Source organism: Pseudomonas sp. PLMAX, from assembly GCF_046042685.1.
Taxonomy (GTDB): Bacteria; Pseudomonadota; Gammaproteobacteria; order Pseudomonadales; family Pseudomonadaceae; genus Aquipseudomonas; species Aquipseudomonas putida_AE.
In genome coordinates this window covers 3340277-3357567 of record NZ_CP064949.1, presented here as the reverse complement: position 1 = coordinate 3357567, position 17291 = coordinate 3340277, and the positions used below count along the sequence as shown (strand labels likewise).

The 17291-nt window shown below is 60.5% G+C and carries 15 protein-coding genes; 8 read left to right on the top strand and 7 right to left on the bottom strand.

Translation table 11 applies throughout. From position 1 onward, the window contains the following. The first annotated feature begins 15 nt into the window (after positions 1–15). Together DKB71_RS15565 and DKB71_RS15560 are read left to right on the top strand one after the other, a co-directional pair. Entirely contained in the window at positions 16–1083 is a 1068-nt protein-coding gene (locus tag DKB71_RS15565) for a phosphotransferase family protein (RefSeq protein WP_408600961.1), read from the top strand. 116 nt (positions 1084–1199) lie between these two features. Beyond that, the gene (locus tag DKB71_RS15560; RefSeq protein ID WP_408600960.1) at positions 1200–1967 is read left to right on the top strand and encodes an SDR family oxidoreductase; all 768 of its coding nucleotides are present in this window, start codon (positions 1200–1202) and stop codon (positions 1965–1967) included. Positions 1968–2449: 482 nt separating this feature from the next. Here the strand turns inward: DKB71_RS15560 and DKB71_RS15555 are convergent, their stop codons facing one another. From DKB71_RS15555 to DKB71_RS15525, 7 genes are all read right to left on the bottom strand, one after another. After that, the gene (locus DKB71_RS15555; RefSeq protein ID WP_408600959.1) at positions 2450–2701 is read right to left on the bottom strand and encodes a DUF1652 domain-containing protein; all 252 of its coding nucleotides are present in this window, start codon (positions 2699–2701) and stop codon (positions 2450–2452) included. A gap of 172 nt (positions 2702–2873) precedes the next feature. Continuing rightward, positions 2874–4370 (bottom strand): helix-turn-helix transcriptional regulator, encoded by a 1497-nt coding sequence (locus tag DKB71_RS15550; protein WP_408600958.1) that lies wholly within the window; start codon positions 4368–4370, stop codon positions 2874–2876. Between the two features lie 117 nt (positions 4371–4487). Further along, entirely contained in the window at positions 4488–5573 is a 1086-nt protein-coding gene (locus tag DKB71_RS15545; RefSeq protein WP_408600957.1) for an RHS repeat-associated core domain-containing protein, read from the bottom strand. A gap of 270 nt (positions 5574–5843) precedes the next feature. Next, the gene (locus tag DKB71_RS15540; RefSeq protein ID WP_408600956.1) at positions 5844–6923 is read right to left on the bottom strand and encodes an RHS repeat-associated core domain-containing protein; all 1080 of its coding nucleotides are present in this window, start codon (positions 6921–6923) and stop codon (positions 5844–5846) included. A gap of 195 nt (positions 6924–7118) precedes the next feature. Beyond that, positions 7119–8021, bottom strand: a complete 903-nt coding sequence (locus tag DKB71_RS15535; RefSeq protein WP_408600955.1) for a LysR substrate-binding domain-containing protein — start codon at positions 8019–8021, stop codon at positions 7119–7121. A 5-nt stretch (positions 8022–8026) separates the two neighbouring features. Next, a complete protein-coding gene (locus tag DKB71_RS15530) occupies positions 8027–10231 on the bottom strand; it encodes a molybdopterin cofactor-binding domain-containing protein (protein WP_408600954.1) in 2205 nt (734 codons plus the stop codon). Next, positions 10231–10695, bottom strand: coding sequence for a (2Fe-2S)-binding protein (locus DKB71_RS15525; RefSeq protein ID WP_323606003.1), 465 nt, complete (start codon positions 10693–10695; stop codon positions 10231–10233). The genes DKB71_RS15530 and DKB71_RS15525 overlap by 1 nt, the downstream gene beginning before the upstream one ends. A gap of 118 nt (positions 10696–10813) precedes the next feature. Between DKB71_RS15525 and DKB71_RS15520 the strand changes: the two genes are divergently transcribed. From DKB71_RS15520 to DKB71_RS15495, 6 genes are all read left to right on the top strand, one after another. Further along, the gene (locus DKB71_RS15520) at positions 10814–11704 is read left to right on the top strand and encodes a LysR substrate-binding domain-containing protein (RefSeq protein WP_408600953.1); all 891 of its coding nucleotides are present in this window, start codon (positions 10814–10816) and stop codon (positions 11702–11704) included. A gap of 376 nt (positions 11705–12080) precedes the next feature. Continuing rightward, positions 12081–13010 (top strand): amidohydrolase family protein, encoded by a 930-nt coding sequence (locus DKB71_RS15515; protein WP_323606005.1) that lies wholly within the window; start codon positions 12081–12083, stop codon positions 13008–13010. 4 nt (positions 13011–13014) lie between these two features. Next, positions 13015–13920 carry an amidohydrolase family protein gene (locus DKB71_RS15510; protein ID WP_008059304.1) on the top strand — a complete coding sequence of 302 codons (906 nt, stop codon included), beginning with the start codon at positions 13015–13017 and terminating at the stop codon, positions 13918–13920. A gap of 126 nt (positions 13921–14046) precedes the next feature. Beyond that, positions 14047–15432, top strand: coding sequence for a UbiD family decarboxylase (locus DKB71_RS15505; RefSeq protein ID WP_408600952.1), 1386 nt, complete (start codon positions 14047–14049; stop codon positions 15430–15432). Further along, positions 15429–16076 carry a UbiX family flavin prenyltransferase gene (locus tag DKB71_RS15500; RefSeq protein WP_408600951.1) on the top strand — a complete coding sequence of 216 codons (648 nt, stop codon included), beginning with the start codon at positions 15429–15431 and terminating at the stop codon, positions 16074–16076. Before DKB71_RS15505 ends, DKB71_RS15500 begins: the two co-directional genes overlap by 4 nt. A gap of 74 nt (positions 16077–16150) precedes the next feature. Beyond that, positions 16151–17197: a CobW family GTP-binding protein gene (locus DKB71_RS15495; RefSeq protein ID WP_408600950.1), complete on the top strand. Its 1047-nt coding sequence runs from the start codon at positions 16151–16153 to the stop codon at positions 17195–17197. The last annotated feature ends 94 nt before the right edge of the window (positions 17198–17291 follow it).

Here is a 17291-nt window from a genome sequence, read left to right as displayed (position 1 = left end):
GCAGAAGGGATAAGCATGGCGCTTACTGACCAATCCACCCGCACCCGCACCGGCGAAGAACTCGATGCCAGCCTGATCGACCCCTACCTCAAGGCCCACATTCCGGGGCTGAGCGGCCTGCCACGGATCAGCCAGTTCCCGGGCGGTGCGTCCAACCTCACCTACTTGCTCGAATACCCGGAACAGGAATTCGTCCTGCGTCGGCCGCCCTTCGGTCACAAGGCCAAGTCCGCCCATGACATGGGCCGCGAATTCCGCATCCTCAATCAATTGCGCGACGGTTTTCCGTACTGCCCGAAGGCCTACGTGCACTGCACCGACGAAGCGGTGATCGGCGCCGAGTTCTATGTGATGGAGCGGGTCAACGGCATCATCCTGCGCTCCGAACTACCGCCGGAACTGGGGCTGGACTCGGCGAAAACCCAAGCCCTGTGCAAAAGCTTCATCGACAAGTTCGTCGAGCTGCACCGGGTCGATTACAACGCCTACGGCCTGGGCGACCTGGGCAAGCCGCAAGGCTACGTGGCACGGCAGATCAAAGGCTGGAGCGAGCGCTACGAGAAAGCCCTGACCCCCGACGCGCCGCACTGGGAAGCGGTGAAAGCCTGGCTCAACGACAAGATGCCGGCCGATCACCCGACCTCCAGCATCGTGCACAACGACTACCGCTTCGACAACGTCATCCTCGACCCGAACAATCCGATGCAGATCATCGGCGTGCTCGACTGGGAACTGACCACCCTGGGCGACCCGCTGATGGACCTGGGCAACACCCTCGCCTACTGGATCGAAGCCGATGACCCGGCGCCGGTACAGCTGATGCGCCGCCAGCCCAGCCACGCACCGGGCATGCTGACCCGCCGTGAATTCGTCGATTACTACGCCGAGCGTTCAGGCATCAAGATCGACAATTTCGACTTCTACTACACCTACGGCCTGTTCCGCCTGGCCGGCATCGTGCAGCAGATCTACTACCGCTTCTACCATGGCCAGACCCAGGACAAACGCTTCGCGCAGTTCATTCACATGAACAAACTGCTGGAGCAGATGAGCCTGCAGGTCATCGACAAATCCAGCCTCTGATACAACACAGCACTTGTAGGGGCCAGGCTTGCCTGCGAAGGCGGCCTCAAGTACGCCTTCGCCGGCAAGCCGGGCTCCTACGAACAGCGATTTCGGCTCCATAACAAGGAAAAACCATGTCCAAGACTCAGTTGTTCGACCTCGACGGCAAGATCGCTTTCGTCTCCGGCGCCAGCCGCGGCATCGGTGAAGCCATCGCCAAACTGCTGGCCCAGCAAGGCGCCCACGTGATCGTCTCGAGCCGCAAGCTCGAAGGCTGCCAGCATGTGGCCGACGCGATCATCGCCGCCGGTGGCAAGGCCACTGCCATCGCCTGCCATATCGGCGAGATGGAACAGATCAGCCAGGTCTTCGCCGGCATCAAGGAACAGTTCGGGCGCCTGGACATCCTGGTCAACAACGCCGCGACCAACCCGCAGTTCTGCAACGTGCTGGACACCGACCTCAGCGCCTTCCAGAAAACCGTCGAGGTCAATATCCGCGGTTATTTCTTCATGTCGGTGGAAGCCGGCAAGCTGATGCGCGAAAACGGCGGCGGCAGCATCATCAACGTGGCCTCGATCAACGGCGTGTCGCCGGGTATTTTCCAGGGCATCTACTCGGTGACCAAGGCGGCGGTGATCAACATGACCAAGGTCTTCGCCAAGGAATGCGCGCAGTTCGGCATCCGCTGCAACGCCCTGCTGCCGGGCCTGACCGACACCAAGTTCGCTTCGGCGCTGGTGAAGAACGAGGCGATCCTCAACACCGCGCTGCAGCAGATCCCGCTCAAGCGCGTGGCTGATCCGAGCGAGATGGCCGGCGCAGTGCTGTACCTGGCGAGCGATGCATCGAGCTACACCACTGGCGTTTCGCTGAACGTGGATGGCGGCTTCCTGTCCTGATCGCTGACTTCCCGAATCACCCACACTGTAGGAGCTGCCGCAGGCTGCGATCTTTTGATCTTGTTTTTAAAGCAAAATCAAAGATCGCAGGCCTGCGGCAGCTCCTAAGGGGCATCGTCGTTCGTTATTGGGTGACACATCGCGTCACGGTGGTTTCGCGCGTCACTTGCCCCTTCCGCCCCGCACATCGCCCATTACCTGGGTGCTATCGGAGGTCTGGCAGGTCTTTTCAGGCGGTGGCGGTGGCGCGGCAGGTGGTGGCGGTGGAGGACTGCTGCAGCCGCCGAGAATGATTGCACAGAGCGACAGTGGTGCAAAAATGCGTTTCCCAAGACTTTTCATAGGATGACCCGCGAATAGGATGGACACATTTCTGTGACAACAGAACACCGCCGTAAAGTTCACGGGTGGTCGCAGAAATATCACTTCTGTCCATTTTTATCGCGTAATCAGTCGTCCGGGCAGGGCAAACCTGACAATTCCTACACTACCGGGTCTGGTCGTTGCAGGCTGTTGCTTTGCAACTCGTAGCGCAGTTCTTCGAGGAGCGCGGCCACTGATTCGGGGGACTGCAACCTCGCCACGTTCAATCCGCTGACCACCAGGTCGACTTGTCCGGACACCGGGTGGTAGAGCTTGATGGTTAGCGAATGATCGCCGCTGACGTTGCACTCACAGGCCAGGGGCGAAAAGGTCCGCTCGATTTGCGTGCGCAACTGGGACACGTGATTCATGGCAGTAGCCCGGTGCGGCAATCAACGACGTGGGTAACACAGGGGTCGTGCATGGCTGTTCCTTTAGCTGCTCAGGGGCGGGAGAAATGTTATTCACCCACTTTTAGCCTAAGGCCTGCCCATGCCCTGCCAGAACTTGAATTTGCACCCCGCGCACTAGTGCATTTGCACCTTAACGCTGGCCCTTCGGCCCCCATGCACTTGAAAACAACCCACGCTCGCGCGCCCAGACTATCGCCTCGCTGCGACTGTGCACATCGAGCTTGGAATACACCGTCGCGACGTGATTGCGCACGGTATTGGGCGCCAGTTTCAGGCGCGCGGCGATCTCCTTGTCCGCCAGTCCTTCACAGATCAATTCCAGCACATCGCGCTCCCTGGCCGTCAGGTCGGTAAAGGACACACTGGGCAACTGCGGCGATTTCACGTGCTTCACGTTAGCGAGTTTCTCGATCAGCGTACGGCTGAACCACGAGGCGTCTTTCATTACCTCTTCAATGGCCGACAGCAACTCAAGCTCGGTGCGTTTGCGCTCGGTTATGTCCATCAGCACCAGCAGGTAGCAAGGGCTGTCCTGGATGTTCACGGTATCGGCACAAACGACACAATCGATCAGTTCCTCGTCTTTCCTGCGCACGCGTATGTCAACGCGGTCCAGGCTTGCGGCTTTCTCCAGGGCGGTAAAGAGCCGTGTCCGCGTGCCTTTATCATGGAAGAAGTCAATCTCGACGATGGTTTTGCCGAGCACTTCCTCGTTGGCGTAGCCGAGGGTAACGAGGAACGCCTCATTCACATCCATCACCACCTGATCGCTGGCGCCGCACACCAGAATCGGTACCGGGCTCAGGCGAAACGCCTTGGCAAAGCGTTCCTCACTCTGGCGCAGGGCGACCTCGGCCTTGTGCCGGGGCTCCATGTCGACAAAAGAAAGCAGCATGCAGGCTTCGTCATTGAGCTCCAGCGGCTGGCCGGCCACTACCACTTGCTTGCTGCCACCGTCGCGCAGGCGCAACTCGGCCTGCATCTGCGGAATGGTCGCGCCTTCCAGAAGGCGCTGCTTGGCCAATTCCTTGTTTTCGGCCTGCTCCAGCACATCCAGCTCATAGGTCGAAGTACCGATCACCTGGTCGCGGGAGTAACCGGTCATTTCGAGGAAACCGGGGTTGACCTTGATATAGCGCAAATCACTGAGGCGGCAGATCACCGCCGGTGCCGGGTTGGCGGCGAAGGTTTTCTCGAAGCGTTGCTCGGCACTGGCCCAGTCCGTGACGTCGTCCATGATCAACACCAGCGACTCCGGCTCGTCCTCACTGTCGGCCAACACCATGCTGCGTACGCTATGGACCCAGGTGCGCTCTTCGTCCGCAACCGACCTCACTTCTACCAGTACATCGCTGAACGTCTCGCCCCGCGCCACCCGGTTGATCGGGTAGCTGTCGGCCGGCACCGGGTGATGGTTGCGATAGCGCAAGGCAAAACGCTTGGCGTACGCCTTGGCATCGGCGCCGAGTTCGCTGACCTGCGCGACTCCGTGCATGGCCAGCGCCGCGTCATTGGCCCACAGGATGCTCTGGTCGGGGTCGAGCAGAATCACCCCGTCGGACAGACCGGCGATGATCTGCTGCAACTGGCGGCGGTTGGTTTCACGGGTCAGGACGTCCTGGCTCATTGGATCTCCAAAGGTGCGACGGCGCGTACAAGCGCCTGCCTGTGAAGATGTCGACAGCAGGGGGTTGGGATAGTGCAGGCCGCGTCCTGATGTTGGCCTGCTTACAAAGAAAACGTTTTACCTTCGAATAGCCATCAAATCGATGGGTGTAAAATTTTTAATGTACTGCGCGCGATCAATAGTCAACCGCCAAATTTGATTATAAGTCCAACCACCAACTCTTTTTTTCGCCATATTTTTAACATGAGATATTGTTGCGTCGAAATGAGCAACGTCCAAAATAGGATTGCCACTGGGGTCAGTCCACTCATATTTTATACTCGGGTTAGGGAATTGCTCAAAATCATAATCTTTTTTCGCGTATTCATATGCCTTCGTACTATCGCCAATATCATTTAGATGATCACTAACATTGTAATGACCTTGAGAGGGCTGCGAGGCTTCATTGGCTAGGATTGTGTCCGACAACCCCTTAGTTCGCTCCCTATACTTTGCATTTAATTGGTTTCTTTTTATTTTTTTTAAATCCCACGCTTCCATTGCCTGAGATGACGAACTTGCACCTTTCTTTAGTCTATTGCCGGCTGCTACTGGCCGTGAGATTGTTTTGGCTTTCTTGCTCGCTCCCGCTAACGCCTTTTTCGCAATCGCAGCAATCTTAGGTACAGGACCATGCCCCGTAGGATCCACCCGATTCCGAGGATCACCCTCGCAATACGCGTATGCGTTTAATCCTCCCTCCCCAAACGGACTCCAACTGTCCGGACTGTTGAACCGCTTCAACACCGTATTGAACTGCCGGTAGCCTTCGCCCAAATGATAGTGGCCCGTCACCGGATCCGGTCGCTCGCCATTGAAGCCGAGAAGGCTCAGCAAGCCATTTTCCAACGGGCGATGGCCGTAGGGTGTATATGCGATGGGATTAGGGCGAGTCCTGTCGAGCGCGTTCAATATCGAACCTTGATGGTCGATTGCCAGCAAGGTGGTGTTGAAATTGGCGCCCTGATATTGCTGTTGCGCCAACGGGTGTTCCTCGTACTGGAAAACACAATGCTTCACGGCGTCCTGAATTTCGGTGGCCAGGCGGCTTTTGCAGTAAAAGCGCTGGATGTTGGCCTGCCCGTATGGCGTGCAGGTGACCTGTCGATCAAGGGCATCGTAATGGTAGCGACACAGTACGGTTTCGCGGTAGGAAGTTGGCATCAACGGAGCTCCGTGCGAGGTCTATAAGGCAGGACATTCAGCGTCGGATATTTTTCAGCTTTTGCCTACTATCAGAACTGCTAGAAAACCGTTGGCGACGATCTGCTGCAACTGGCGGCGGTTGGTTTCACGGGTCAGGACGTCCTGGCTCATTGGATCTCCAAAGGTGCGACGGCGCGTACAAGCGCCTGCCTGTGAAGATGTCGACAGCAGGGGGTTGGGATAGTGCAGGCCGCGTCCTGATGTTGGCCTGCTTACAAAGAAAACGTTTTACCTTCGAATAGCCATCAAATCGATGGGTGTAAAATTTTTAATGTACTCCGCGCGCAGTATTTTTAGCCGAAATAACGTTTTAGTGTTACCACCATTTGCATCCACCTTATTTCTATAGTGAGATATTGTTGCGTCGAAATGAGCGACGTCCAGCAGGGGCTTACCTTGGGGGACTATCCAATCATGTCGTTGGTTCGGGTCAGGGACTGGATCAAAAACATACATTTTTTTTGCGAGTTCATACGCTTCTGTACTTGATTTTAAATCGCGAAGATCGTAACTAACATTGTAATGAAACTGGGGTGCCTGCGAGGCTTCATTGGCAGTAATTAGCTCTGAAAGTTTCTTCATTTCGGCGTATTTTTCTCTGCGAGTTTGATTTTTTCTCAGTCTCTTCAACTCCTGTTTTGTCATTACTGGGGATGACGAACTGGCACCTTCCGTTAGTCCATGGCCAACTGTTACTGGCCGTAAGATTGTTTTGGCTTTCTTGCTGACCCCCGCTAACGCCTTGTTGCCAATCGCAGCAATCTTGGGTACAGGACCATGCCCCGTAGGATCCACCCGATTCCTAGGATCACCCTCACAATACGCGTATGCGTTTAATCCTCCCTCCCCAAACGGACTCCAACTGTCCGGACTGTTGAACCGCTTCAACACCGTATTGAACTGCCGGTAGCCTTCGCCCAAATGATAGTGGCCCGTCACCGGATCCGGTCGCTCGCCATTGAAGCCGAGAAGGCTCAGCAAGCCATTTTCCAACGGGCGATGGCCGTAGGGTGTATAGGCGATGGGATTAGGGCGAGTCCTGTCGAGCGCGTTCAATATCGAACCTTGATGGTCGGTTGCCACCAAGGTGGTGTTGAAATTGGAGCCCTGACATTGCTGTTGCGCCAACGGGTGTTCCTCGTACTGGAAAATACAATGCTTCACGGCGTCCTGAATTTCGGTGGCCAGGCGGCTTTTGCAGTAAAAGCGCTGGATGTTGGCCTGCCCGTATGGCGTGCAGGTGACCTGTCGATCAAGGGCATCGTAATGGTAGCGACACAGTACGGTTTCGCGGTAGGAAGTTGGCATCAACGGAGCTCCGTGCGAGGTCTATAAGGCAGGACATTCAGCGTCGGATATTTTTCAGCTTTTGCCTACTATCAGAACTGCTAGTGAAACGTCGCTGAAAGCAAAGATCGTCCGAAGGCTGGGGCCGCCGTTTAAAGGGTCTTTTGATCTTTCTTTTTAAGATCAAGATCAAAAGATCGCAGCCTGCGGCAGCTCCTACAGGGGCGGGTTGTCGCGGTCTTGCAGGACCAGTTCACGCAACGTATCGAGAAACAGCTTGAGCACCGGCGAATCATCATCCGCACGGTAGGTGGCGTATAACGGCACCTCCGGCAACGCCGGGGTCAGGCGCCGGAACACCAGCCCGACGGGTGCCAACTGCTCGATGGACGCCGGCAGCAGTGCCACGCCAAAGCCGGCCCTGACCAGGCTGAGCAAGGTTTGCACTTCGATCACCTGTTGGCGGATCTGCGGTGTGAAGCCGGCCTGGATACAGCACTGGTAAAGAAAGTCGGCAAACCGCGACTGCTTCAGTTCCAGCGCCACGAACGGCTCCTGGGCAAGGTCCGCCGGTGCCAGGCTGTCGCGGCGGGCCAAGGGGTGATCGAGCGGCATGACCACCCGGATCGGCTCGTAGATCAGCAGCTCGTTGCGCAGTTGCGGATCGTCATAGCCGACGCGGAACACACAGGCGTCGATGCGTTTTTCCTTGAGCGCCTTGACCTGTGCGGCGGGGGTCATTTCATGCAGGCGCCAGTTCACCTGCGGGTAGCGTTCGCGAAACAGGTGCAGGGCCCGTGGCAGCACCCCGACCATCACCGAACTGATCATGCCGATTTCCAGCTCGCCCAACTGACCGCGGCCGGTTTGCCGCGTCAGGTCGAGGGCACGGTTGAGCTGCTCGAACACCAGCGGCGCCTGCTCCTTGAGCATCTGCCCGGCGGCGGTCAGCTCGACCCGGTGGTGGCTGCGCTCGAACAGCGGCGTGCCCAGTTCCTCTTCCAGCAACCGAATCTGCTGGCTCAGTGGCGGCTGGCAGATGTGCAGGCGGGTGGCGGCCCGGCCGAAATGCAGCTCTTCGGCCAGCGCCATGAAGTAACGCAGCAGTCGCAAGTCCATGCCGGTTATCCCAGGTTCAGCGGTGTAGAGCGCTGACGTACGCCGGTCAGGCTGAACAGGGCATTGGCGATGGCCGGCGCCACCGATGGGCTGCCCAGTTCACCGACACCCCCGGGCTTGGCCGGATCGCCCTCGACCAACAGGATGTCGACCTCTGGCATGTCCGACATGCGCGTCACCCGATAGTCATGGAAATTGCTCTGCACCACCCTGCCCTGCTTGATGTCCAGTCGATCGAACAGGGCATGACCGAGGCCCCACATCAGGCCACCGTAGATCTGTTCTTCGACACCGCCGGGCGACACCGCCAGACCGCAATCGACCACGCAGGTGAGCTTCTCGACCTTGATGGCGCCGTCCTGTTTCGACACGCGCGCCACGATGGCGATGAAACTGGTGTAACCCTGATTGGTGGCGATCCCCAGCGCCGTGCCATCGGGCAGCGGCTGCCCCCAACCGGCACGCTCGGCGGCGCTTTTCAACACGGCGACATGCCTTGGCCGGTCCTGCATGTTGGCCAGGCGAAAGGCCAAAGGGTCTTGCCCTGCGCCATGGGCCAGCTCATCCATGAAGCTTTCCACGGCGAACACGTTGGGGATGAAGCTCACCGAGCGATACCAGCCGCTGGGCACCTGGCTCTCGTGCCTGACCCAGGTCAGGTCGAGGTTGGCCGGGCGATAGGCGAAATCCCAGGCGGTGATGGCTTCCGTGGTGCTGTAGTCCATCTTGTCCGGACGCTCGAAATAGCCTGGCTCCCACTGTTCCGGCGAGGCTGGCGAGACCGCCTCCAGCTGCAACGCGGTCAGACGGCCCTGAGCATTCAGCGCTCCTTTGGCCCGGTGCAGCGTGGCCGGGTGCATGAACAATGAACGCATTTCGTCTTCGCGGCTGTTCATCAGTTTCACCGGCACCCTGGACTGCTGCGCCAGGTAAGCCACTTCGAACAGCCAGTATTTGGCCTCCCGCGCACCGAAACTGCCGCCGGACACCATCTCGTTGATGGTGACCTTGTCCTTGGCGATCCTGCACACCGCTTGCGCCGCTTCCAGCGCCGACGACGGCACCTGCACCCCACCCCAGTAAGTGATGGCGCCGTCCTTGACCTGTGCGGTGATGCAGATCGGCTCCAGTGGATTCTGCACCTTGTAGGGCATGCGGTAATCGGCTTCGAGCAGCTTCGCGGCGTTCGGCCACTGGCCGCTCACATCCCCGGTGGCCATGGCGGACACCCGTTGCGCGCCTTTGTCAGTCAACGCCGCAGCCTGGGCCTTGACCAGTTCATCGCTGTCGAACCCGGTCAGCGGCGAGTCGCTCCACTGCACCTTGAGCAATTCGCGCCCCTGTTGCGCGGCCCAGTAGTTGTCCGCCAACACCGCCACACCCGCGACGTTACCGCCCAGGACATCGGGTCGTCCCGGCACCTTGATCACCTTGCGCACACCCGGTACTTGCAGCGCCGCCGCGCTGTCCACCGACACCACATTCGCGCCCACCACGGGAGCCCGTTGAATCACCGCCACCAACATCCCCGGCAGCACCACGTCGATGCTGTACTTGAAGCGCCCGCAGACCTTGGCCTGGGCATCGCGCTTGTGCCGCAGCTTGCCGATGTACTTGAACTGCGCCGGGTCCTTGAGCGTGACCTTGGCCGGCGCCGGCAAATACGCGGCGACGCCCACCAGTTCGCCGTAGCCGAGGCTGCGTTTGCTCGGCGCATGAACGACGCGGCCTTCTTCGGTACTGCAGCTGTCGGGGCTGACCTTCCACTGTCTGGCCGCCGCCGTGATCAACAGCGAACGCGCCGTCGCGCCGGCCATGCGCAGGCGGTCGTACTCCAGCGATACGCTGGTGCTGCCGCCCGTGGAAAAGACTTTCCAGATCGGGTGAATGTAGGTGTCGAAAAACGGATCCTCCGGCGAGATCACCTGCACGGTCATCGGGTTGACGTCCAGTTCCTCGGCCACGCAAGCGGCCAGCGCGGTATGCGTGCCGGTACCGGAGTCGTGCTTGTGCACCACCAGTTTCACCGTGCCGTCAGGCAGGATGCGCACCCAGGCGTTGGGTTCGAACTCACCGGCGGGCGCCGGGGCTTCAGGGTCCGTCGCAGCCATGCTCGAAGGCAGGTAGAACGCGACGGCCAGTCCAGACGCAACGGTCGCCGATTGCTTGAGAAACACACGACGCGCGAGATTCACTTGAGAGATCGTCATCACGCCTCCTTCGGCGCAGACGCCGCTCGCTTGATCGCCTTGTTGATCCGCCCGTAGGTCCCGCAGCGGCACAGGTTGCCGGACATGGCATTGCGGATCGAATCATCGGTGACCGCCGCCCCGGTGTTGAGCAACGCGGCGGCGGACATGATCTGACCGGATTGACAGTAGCCGCATTGCGGCACATCTTCGGCAACCCAGGCCAGTTGCAGCGGATGCTGTGCGGTGGGCGACAAGCCTTCGATGGTGGTGATGCTGTGCCCCGCCACGGCAGCGACCGGCAACTGGCAGGAACGCACCGCGACACCGTCCAGGTGCACGGTGCAGGCACCGCACAGGCCCATGCCGCAACCGAACTTGGTGCCGGTGAGTTTCAAGTGGTCACGCAACACCCATAACAAGGGCGTGGAGGGCGAAGTCTCTACCAGCTCGCGTCGTTCGCCGTTTACCGTGAATTCGATCATTTTCAGGCTCCAAGAGAGCGGCCCGTCTTTGTGCAGGCCTGGTGCTCGATTATTGGGAGCCTTGGGAAAATCGGGCCAGCGACGATTTCTGCCATCCTGTGTAAGTAGGACTAACAGCATGTACAAGCGATACCCGTCGGTGCAGTCCATGAGTGCTTTCATCCAGGCAGCCCGCAGCGGCAGCTTCTCCAGCGCTGCGCGCAAGCTCGACCTCACCCACAGCGCCATCAGCCAGCAGATCCGCGCCCTGGAAGACTTCATCGGCCAGCCACTGTTCGTGCGCGAAGGCGGCGGCAGCAACCTGACCGACGCCGGGCAACTGTTCGCCAGTGTGCTGTCCGACGGCCTGGCGCAGATCGACCGGGCGCTGTCTTCGGTGAAAAACCGCAGCGTGGCGCAGCGGCTGACCCTGGATGTCGACAGTGAGTTGGCCCAGAGCTGGCTCAATCCGCGCCTGCCGCAGTTGCTGGATCTGCTGCCCGAGCATGAGGTGGTGCTGTTATCGATGCCACGCTCGGATCGCAGTGCGTTCGAACGCGTGGACCTGGCCTTGCGCTACGGTTATGGCGACTGGGAAGACTGCGAGATGACGCAGATTTGCGGGGATCGGGTGATGGCGGTGGCTGCGCCGGCACTGCTGGAACGCCAGGGTGTGCAACTGCCGTTGAGTGCGCAGCAGATCCTTGAACTGCCGCTGTTGGGCTATACGCGACGGTCGTGGATTCCGTGGCTGGATGCGGCGGGTTTGCCTGCGGTCGAGCCTTCGGCACGGGTGGTGTTCGACAATGCGGCCAACTTGATTGCTGCAGCTGAAGCGGGTGTCGGTGCCGGGCTGGTGCGCGGTTTGCTGGCCGCCGATGCCTTGCGCAGCGGGCGGTTGGTGGTGTTGAACGAGGCGCAGATTGCGGCGCATTACAACCTCTACGCCGTATGGCCACCGGGGCATGGCGAGCGGGTGGCGCCGGTGGTTGAGGCGGTCAGGCAGTTGGCTTTGCGTACACATTACTGACGCCTTCGCGAGCAAGCCCGCTCCCACAGTTGACCGCTTTTCTACAGGTGGAATGCATTCGAATGTGGGAGCGGGCTTGCTCGCGAAGGGGCCGGCTATGCGTACACAATCCTGTCGCCATCGCCAGCCTGCTGGCGATGAGGCCGGCCCAGCCAATACAAAACCATATCGAACGCATATCAAACCCCCGCCCAATTAATATTGTACGAACCCCACACCCCCTTCCAATACTTCCCCCCAAGCAGCCAGCGTCCCGAGCCGGATGCGACCAGGCGAGGGAATGCGTGAGTCTTCACGCATAGAAATGGCCGATTGCCCGGACGTGGCTGCTTGTGAACCGCAAGGTTCCCTTCCCGCTATCAGGAGATCGACTTCAATGATCATCGATATCAGTTGCTATCCCACGGATCTCGTGGACCTCGCCTGGAGGCATGACGGTGACCCGTTCACCGGCGAGCGTCTGCTGCAGATGATGGATGGCCCGTACATGGTCAACGGCAAACCTCGCCGCATCGACAAAGCCTTCATCCAGCCGCCCCAGGGCAACACCATCTACACCTGGACCGACGGCGATCTTAGCGGCCGCGAGTCCATCGACGCCTACATGGCCTACACCCTGAAGATGGTCCAGACCTACCCGGACCGCTTCATCGGCTGCTTCGTCTACAACCCGCGCTGCGGCGTGGAAAACGGCGTCGAGGCAATCGAGCGCTACGTCAAGGAACACGGTTTCAAGATGGTGCAGATGCAGGCCAACATGCATGCCTACCGTCCCGACCGCGCCCTGGACTGGGTGCGTCCGGCCTTCGAGAAGTGCGCCGAGCTGGGCATCCCGGTCAAGCTGCACACCGGCGACGGGCCCTACAGCATCCCGTCGGAGTGGGTGCCGATGATCAAGGAATTCCCCAACGTCGATTTCATCATGGCCCACTTTGGTGTGCAGACCGGCGGCGTCTACGTGTTCGAACCGATGCAATGGGCGATGGAGCTGCCCAACGTCTACTGCGAATCCGGCTGGTGCCTGCAATCGCGGATCGTCGAGTTCGCCAAGGTCCTGCCGACCCACAAGATCCTCTTTGGCACCGACACCCCGCCGAACGAACCGGGCATGTGGCTGCGCCTGCTGGAAGTGCTGTGCCACGAACCGCCCCAGGGCCTGAACCTCGACGAGGACACCCTCGAGGAATACCTGGGCAACAACACCGCACGGATGATCGGCCTCGAACCGACCCCGCCGCCACGTTCCGTTTCCGAAGCAGAGGCGCAACTCAAGCGCCCCGTCACCACACAACTGGCCAGGAGCTGAACCGATGATCATCGACACCCATCTGCACCCCACCAACCTGGTCGACGAGGCCTGGCGCCACACCGGCGAACCCTTCACCGGCGAGCGCATGCTCAAGCTGATGGACGGCCCGTACATGATCAACGGCAAGCCGCGCCGCATCGACATGGGTTTCATCCAGCCGCCACCGGGCAACACCGGTTACCGCGACGGCAACCGCCGCGGCCGTGAAGGCGTGCGTGACTACATGTCCTACGTCGCCGAACTGTGCGTGAAGTACCCCGACCGCTTCATCGGCAACTTCAACTTCAACCCGCGCTGGGGACCGGAAAACGGTGCGGCGGAGCTGGAATTCCACATCAAGGAATACGGCTTCAAGATGCTCAAGCTGCACGCCAACATGCACGGTTATCGCCCGGACCGGGCGCTGGACTGGCTGCGTCCGGCGATGAAGGTGTGCGCCAAGTACAACATCGTGGTGCTGATCCACACCGGCGACGGCCCCTACACCATTCCGACCATGTTCTACCCAATCATCCGCGAGTTCCCGATGGTCAATTTCATCATCGGTCACTTCGGCATCCAGACTGGCGGCAACTACTCGTTCGAAGCGTTCTGGATGGCCATGGACACGCCGAACGTGTACTGCGAATCCGGGTGGTGCTTCCAGTCGCGGATAGTCGAATTTGCCAAGGACCTGCCGCGTAACAAGATCGTGTTCGGCACCGACTCGCCACCCAACGAACCGGGCATGTGGCTGCGCGAACTGGAGGTGTTGTGTTCACCGGCACCACAAGGGCTGGGCATCGACGAGGATCACCTTGAGGACTACCTGGGCAACAACATCGCCCGGTTGTGCGGCATCGAACCGACGCCGCCACCCAAGGACCTGGCCGAGGCGGACATTCGTCTGACCACGACCTACCTCTAGCGCCACCCTTGTAGGAGCTGGCTTGCCAGCGAAGAGGCCCGTGAGTCGTGTGCTGCTTTAACGGACGCCTTCGCCGGCAAGCCGGCTCCTACAAAAAAACCGCACCGTTTTCTACGAGGTGAAACCATGACCCTCTCGACGCTCGGCGATTCCCAGGATTTTCACGATTTTCTAGACGCCTATCGCCGGCAATACCCGGACGATGTGCTCACCATCGCGCAATCCCTTAGCGCCGATCAGGACGTCACCGCCCTGGTCGATGCTCTCGCCACCCAAGGTCGCGACCCGTTGTTGATCTGCGAAAAAGTCGGCAACTTCGGCGCGCCGGTGGTCACCAACCTGTTCGCCTCCCGGACCCGCATCGCCCGGATGTTCGGCGTGCCCCCGGCGCAACTGCACGAGACTTTCCAAAACCGCGCCAACCACCCCATCGCCCCGCGCTACGTGGAAACCGGCCCGGTGCTGGATGAAATCTTCGAAGGCGAAGCCGTGGACCTCGCACTGCTGCCGATGCTCAAGCATTTCGCCAGCGACCGCGGCCCCTACATCACCAACGCGATCATCATTGCGCAAGACCCGGTCACCGGCATCGCCAACATGAGCTATCACCGCTCGATGCGCCACGCCCGGCAGACCCTCGCCACCAGCCTGCACTCGCGCGGTCACCTTTGGCGCATGCTGCAAACCGCCCGCGAGCGTGGCGAGGAGTTGCGCGTGGCCATGGTGGTTGGCGCGCATCCGCTGTTCATGCTCGCCGCGGCGGCACGCCTGCCCTTCGGCAGCGACGAACGTGCGGTGGCCGGCGGTCTGTTTGGCGAGCCGCTGCTACTGGTCAAGACGCCCCGCTATGGCATCGGCGTGCCGGCCTTCGCCGAGTTTGTGATGGAAGGCGCCATCGACCCGACGGCCTACGCCGAAGAAGGCCCGTTCGGTGAATTCAGCGGCTATTCCTCGGACCGCTCGACCAACAATGTGCTGCGGGTCGACACCCTGATGAGGCGCAAGGACGCCTGGCTGGTGGACGTGGTCGGCGGGCGCTACGCCGAACACCTGACCCTGGCTCGGCTGCCCCGGGAAGCGGAGATGAGCGAGAAACTCAAGGCGCGTTTCCCCGCCGTCACCGCCGTGCACTACCCCAATTCCGGCACCCATTTTCATTGCTACGTGGCCCTGGAGCAGAGCCGCGACGGCGAGGCGCGGCAGATCATGCTCGCCCTGCTCGGCTGGGACCCGTACCTGAAAACCGTGATCGCGGTGGACAGCGACATCGACATCAGCGACGACAGCCAGGTGCTGTGGGCGCTGGCCACGCACTTCCAGCCGCACCAGGACATCTTCGTCATCGATGGCTTGCCCGGCAGCCCGCTGGACCCGTCGTCCTCGGTCAACGGCACCACCTCACGCATGGGCCTGGACGCCACGCGCGGTTCGGGATTCGACGGGATCAAGGCGCAGTTGGACCAGGACGTGGTCGAGCGTGCCCTTGATCTGCTCAAGAGCTTTGAGTCATGAACCGCCAGCGCCTGGTGGTCGGCATCAGCGGGGCGTCGGGTTTCATCTACGGCGTGCGCCTGCTGCAACTGCTCGCCGAACTCGACATCGAAAGCCACCTGGTCATCAGCCGCGCCGCACTGCTGACCATGGCCCACGAAACCGACTACAAACTGGCCGACGTCACCGCGCTGGCCAGCCATTACCACCGCGTCGATGACGTGGCCGCCGGGATCGCCAGCGGTTCGTTCCGCTGCCTGGGCATGGTTGTCGCGCCCTGTTCCATGCGCACCCTGGCAGAGATCGCCACCGGCACCTCATCGGGCCTGATCGGCCGCGCCGCCGACGTCACCCTCAAGGAGCGTCGCACCCTGGTGCTGATGGCCCGGGAAACCCCGCTGACCCTCGCCCACCTGCGCAACATGACGGCGGTCACCGAAATGGGCGGCATCATCGCCCCGCCCGTTCCGGCCTTCTACGCCCGCCCGCAGGACCTGGCGCAAATGGTCGACCACAGCCTCGGCCGCGTCCTCGACCTGTTCGGCCTCGACGCCGGTACGGCAACGCGCTGGCGAGAACCCGCCAGCCCTAAAGCCAAACACAAAACCTGTGGGAGCGGGCTTGCTCGCGAAAGCGGTGGATCAGTCGCTATCTCCGTTGAATGACACACCGCATTCGTGAGCAAGCCCGCTCCCACAATAGAAAGCACTGCGACCCATTCGCCAGTAAGGAGCTCTACATGAACACTCCCTTCAACGCCCCAACCCCCAACACCAAGATCCCGGTGACTATCCTCACCGGCTTCCTCGGTGCCGGCAAAACCACCCTGCTCAACTACATCCTCAAGGAAAACCACGGGCGCAAGATCGCCGTGATCGAGAACGAGTTCGGCGAAGTCGGCATCGACGGCGACCTGGTACTCAGCTCGGAAACCGAAGAAATCTACGAGATGGTCAACGGCTGCGTGTGCTGTACCGCCGAGGTCCGCGAAGACCTGGTGCGCATCGTCCGTGAGCTGGTGGCGCGGCCGGTGCGGCTCGATCACATCCTGATCGAGACCAGTGGCCTGGCCGACCCGTACCCGGTGGCCCAGAGCTTCTTCATCAACGACCCGATCGCCGAAGAAGTGGAACTGGACGCCATCGTCACCATGGTCGACGCCAAGCACATCGCCCAGCACCTGGAAGACCTGCAACTCGATGGCGTGGACAACCAGGCCGTGGACCAGATCGTCTGCGCCGACCGCATCGTCATCAACAAGGTCGACCTGGTCAGCGAGGCCGAAGTGGAGGCCCTGAGCAAGAAAATCCGCGGGCTCAATGCCACGGCGGAGCTGGTGACCTCCAGTTATGCCGAAATCGACCTGTCGAAAATCCTCGGCATTGGCGCCTTCGAGTCCACGCAAAAACTCATGGAGATCGGCGCCGAGCACGATCACCACGCCGATGAACATCACCATGCCCATGACGAACCCGACCATGAGCACGACCCGAGCGTGACGTCGGTCGGCATTGCCGTGGACGGCGCGGTGAATCTGGGCGACTTCCACCGCTGGATCACCAGGCTGCGCACCGAACAGGCCGACAACCTGTACCGCATGAAGGGCGTGCTGGCGGTGGCAGATCAAGACCAGCGCTACGTGCTGCAGGGGGTGCACAGCCTCGTCGAGTTTCGCGCGTCCACTTCATGGGGCACCGAACCCCGCTCAAGCAAGATTGTGTTCATCGGCCGCGACCTGGACCGCGCAGCCCTGAACCAGGGCTTCGCCGCCTGCCTGGCAGGCTGAACAAGGCATCGGAGCCGGTGGATGGCGGTTCCGGGCACATGAATGATTGATGCCCATTTTTCAGGACGACACAAACCCTGTAGGAGCTGGCTTG

Excerpts from the sequence above, each read along its gene's own strand:
- DKB71_RS15565 (WP_408600961.1), top strand. The coding sequence starts at position 16 with ATGGCGCTTACTGACCAATCCACCCGCACCCGCACCGGCGAAGAACTC.
- DKB71_RS15560 (WP_408600960.1), top strand. The coding sequence starts at position 1,200 with ATGTCCAAGACTCAGTTGTTCGACCTCGACGGCAAGATCGCTTTCGTC.
- DKB71_RS15555 (WP_408600959.1), bottom strand. The coding sequence starts at position 2,701 with ATGAATCACGTGTCCCAGTTGCGCACGCAAATCGAGCGGACCTTTTCG.
- DKB71_RS15550 (WP_408600958.1), bottom strand. The coding sequence starts at position 4,370 with ATGAGCCAGGACGTCCTGACCCGTGAAACCAACCGCCGCCAGTTGCAG.
- DKB71_RS15545 (WP_408600957.1), bottom strand. The coding sequence starts at position 5,573 with ATGCCAACTTCCTACCGCGAAACCGTACTGTGTCGCTACCATTACGAT.
- DKB71_RS15540 (WP_408600956.1), bottom strand. The coding sequence starts at position 6,923 with ATGCCAACTTCCTACCGCGAAACCGTACTGTGTCGCTACCATTACGAT.
- DKB71_RS15535 (WP_408600955.1), bottom strand. The coding sequence starts at position 8,021 with ATGGACTTGCGACTGCTGCGTTACTTCATGGCGCTGGCCGAAGAGCTG.
- DKB71_RS15530 (WP_408600954.1), bottom strand. The coding sequence starts at position 10,231 with ATGACGATCTCTCAAGTGAATCTCGCGCGTCGTGTGTTTCTCAAGCAA.
- DKB71_RS15525 (WP_323606003.1), bottom strand. The coding sequence starts at position 10,695 with ATGATCGAATTCACGGTAAACGGCGAACGACGCGAGCTGGTAGAGACT.
- DKB71_RS15520 (WP_408600953.1), top strand. The coding sequence starts at position 10,814 with ATGTACAAGCGATACCCGTCGGTGCAGTCCATGAGTGCTTTCATCCAG.
- DKB71_RS15515 (WP_323606005.1), top strand. The coding sequence starts at position 12,081 with ATGATCATCGATATCAGTTGCTATCCCACGGATCTCGTGGACCTCGCC.
- DKB71_RS15510 (WP_008059304.1), top strand. The coding sequence starts at position 13,015 with ATGATCATCGACACCCATCTGCACCCCACCAACCTGGTCGACGAGGCC.
- DKB71_RS15505 (WP_408600952.1), top strand. The coding sequence starts at position 14,047 with ATGACCCTCTCGACGCTCGGCGATTCCCAGGATTTTCACGATTTTCTA.
- DKB71_RS15500 (WP_408600951.1), top strand. The coding sequence starts at position 15,429 with ATGAACCGCCAGCGCCTGGTGGTCGGCATCAGCGGGGCGTCGGGTTTC.
- DKB71_RS15495 (WP_408600950.1), top strand. The coding sequence starts at position 16,151 with ATGAACACTCCCTTCAACGCCCCAACCCCCAACACCAAGATCCCGGTG.